This is a genomic window from Alkalithermobacter paradoxus (genome assembly GCA_002029295.1).
Classification (GTDB): domain Bacteria; phylum Bacillota; class Clostridia; order Peptostreptococcales; family Peptostreptococcaceae; genus Alkalithermobacter; species Alkalithermobacter paradoxus.
The window spans coordinates 1-583 of record MZGW01000035.1 but is presented as its reverse complement, the minus strand read 5'-3'; the positions used below and the strand labels follow the sequence as shown (position 1 = coordinate 583).

Below are 583 nucleotides of genomic sequence, written 5' to 3'. Positions count from 1 at the left end.
GACTTGAAGCCACTCTAGTTAAAACTGCACCCATTTGCTTAGTTTGTCTAATTATTGTTTCTCCAGTTGTAACTACAGCTAAACTTCGAGTTGTAGGAATACCAAGTGCGTGCATCGCTTCACTTATAATGTATTCTCTAAGCATAGGTCCAAGCGCCGCTTTACCATCTCCTCCTCTTGAGTATGGTGTTTTGCCTGAACCTTTGAGCTGTATGTCAAATCTTTCACCTTTTGGTGTAATCTGTTCTCCTATTAGTACTGCCCTACCATCTCCTAACATGGTAAAATGCCCAAATTGATGTCCTGCGTAAGCCTGAGCAATAGGCAGTGCTCCTTTTGGAGTCTTGTTACCTGAAAGTATATATGCACCTTCTTTACTTTGTAGGTTGTATGGATTTAGTCCAAGAGATATTGCTAAATCATGATTAGTAACTGCAATTTCTGGTGATGGTACAATTTCTGGATTAACTCTACTAAAAAATACATTGGGTAAACGAGCATAGCTGTTATCAAAGTTCCATCCTATATTTATCTCTTCCATTGTATCCCTCTTTTAATTTTATATTTTCATTTAGTATTTCCA

The 583-nt window shown here is 37.6% G+C and carries 1 protein-coding gene; it reads right to left on the bottom strand.

Annotation, left to right across the window (positions count from 1 at the left end; all coding sequences use genetic code 11):
• The coding region (locus CLOTH_RS10470; protein ID WP_331722093.1) for a protein adenylyltransferase SelO family protein at positions 1 to 541 on the bottom strand (541 nt) is incomplete at its 3' end.
• Positions 542 to 583: the final 42 nt, after the last annotated feature.